General features: G+C 74.4%; 2 protein-coding genes. One reads left to right on the forward strand and one right to left on the reverse strand.

Annotated elements, in window-relative coordinates; translation table 11 throughout:
• Positions 1 to 266: 266 nt before the first annotated feature.
• Positions 267 to 470, reverse strand: a complete 204-nt coding sequence (locus tag ACFV0O_RS41415; protein ID WP_380350244.1) for a hypothetical protein — start codon at positions 468 to 470, stop codon at positions 267 to 269.
• 406 nt (positions 471 to 876) lie between these two features.
• Here ACFV0O_RS41415 and ACFV0O_RS41420 point away from each other — a divergent pair.
• Positions 877 to 1,959, forward strand: a 1,083-nt coding sequence (locus ACFV0O_RS41420; protein ID WP_380350246.1) for a serine/threonine-protein kinase, incomplete at its 3' end; no start/stop codon positions are given.

Below are 1,959 nucleotides of genomic sequence, written 5' to 3' on the forward strand. Positions count from 1 at the left end.
TTTCCTTTTAACGTTTTTTTTTTTTTGTTTTGGTGGTTTTGTTTTTTTTTATAGACAAATACAATCCCTCGCCGAGGCCCCGGTCCCCCCCACCGCCCCCCCCCCCCCCGCGTCTCCGCCTGCCGGGGCGCTCTGCGCACCGCACACGCCCGTCCGCGTGTGATCGCGGCCGCGGCCTCCCCGGCGGCACCGCTCCCCGTCCCCAGGGGACCGGTGCCCGTTTCTGTGGCCGCCCCCTAGGGGACGGCGTCCTTCTCAGGTGCTCCTCAGCGGCTGATCAGATCGGCGACGGCCTGCGCCTGGTTCGCCATCTGGTCCCACCCGCCGAAGAGCAGTATCAGGAGCACGGCGCACGGCAGGGCCATGGCCAGCGCCACCGCGGGGTGCCGCGTGGGCTGCTCGGCGGTCGACCGGGACTGGACGAAGGCCTGCCGACGGCGGCGGGGGGTTCCCGTGAGCTGCGGTGCCATGCCCTTGCTCCTGATCCGGTCGAGTTGGCGCGGTGAACGGCTTACCTCGGGGGACGAGCTCCCCGTCCACCGCTGAACACAACGCTATTGGTCGGGGGCCCCTGCGGGCGTCATGCCGTCGTACTGTTCCTCGGACGTCCCGGAGGATGACGCCCGGACTCGGGGCCTACTACCGCAGGGGGAGGCAGGGCTGACCCGACCCCCGGGGGAACCCTGAGGGGTAACCCCGAGAGCCGATCCGGCACCCCTGTGACCTGCGGGTCAACGCAAGATCAGACAATCGCACGGCCGCTGGAGGTGTTGCGTATCAGCACACCGCAGCAGGCAGTCCGTAAGCTGTGCCAGACAGGAACTGACGACGGCCCAACCGACGGGGCCTCAACCACAGGCTGACGGGGAACGGAACATGGCGATGATGCGGCTGAGGCGTGAGGACCCCCGCATCGTCGGGCCGTACCGCCTGCACCGGCGACTGGGCGCCGGCGGCATGGGCGTGGTCTACCTCGGGTCCGACCGCCGCGGGCAGCGCGTCGCACTCAAGCTGATCCGCGCCGAACTCGCCGAGGACCAGGAGTTCCGCACCCGCTTCGCCCGCGAGATCGCCGCCGCCTCCCGGATCCGGGGCGGCTGCACCGCCCGCGTGGTCGGCTCGGACATCGAAGCCGACCGGCCCTGGCTGGCCACCGCGTACGTGCCCGGGCCCTCGCTGTACAAGCAGGTCGGCGACGAGGGGCCGCTGAACTGGGCCGACGCCGCCCGGATCGGGGCCGCGCTCGCCGACGGACTGGTCAAGGTGCACGAGGCCGGGGTCGTCCACCGGGACCTCAAGCCGTCCAACATCCTGCTCTCCCCGCGGGGCCCGCGGATCATCGACTTCGGCATCGCGTGGTCACGCGGCGCCAGCACGCTCACCCACGTCGGCACCGCCGTCGGCTCCCCCGGCTTCCTCGCGCCCGAACAGGTGCGCGGAGCCGCCGTCACGCCCGCCACCGACGTCTTCGCCTTCGGAGCCACCCTCGCCTACGCGCTCACCGGGGACACCCCCTTCGGCTCGGGGGCGTCCTCCGAGGTGATGCTGTACCGCGTCGTCCACGAGGAGCCCGACCTGTCGGCGGTGCCGCCGCAACTGGCGCCGCTGATCCGCGCCTGCCTCGCCAAGGAACCCGCCGAGCGGCCCGGCGCGGCCGCACGGCACGAGCGGCTCAGCGAACTCGCGGCGCGCGGCACCGCCGGCGCCGGCCCGCGCACGGCACGCCCCGGTCGGGCAGCGGCCGCTCCCGCCCCGCAGGACGGCGCCCGGCAGGGCGTCCCGGCGCCCGGCCGCCCCGCCGAGCCGCCCGCCGAGGCGCGGGCCCGGGCCGCGGCGGGCCGCCCGGGCAGCCAGGGGGGCGGCCCCGGCGGGCCGCGCCCCCCCGGGGCCGCCGCGCCGCTCCCCCGGCCCCAGCCGGCCCCCCGCTCCCCGCCCGCGCGGGCCCGGGCGGTCCGCCCG

Source organism: Kitasatospora sp. NPDC059577 (assembly GCF_042735475.1).
GTDB lineage: Bacteria > Actinomycetota > Actinomycetes > Streptomycetales > Streptomycetaceae > Kitasatospora.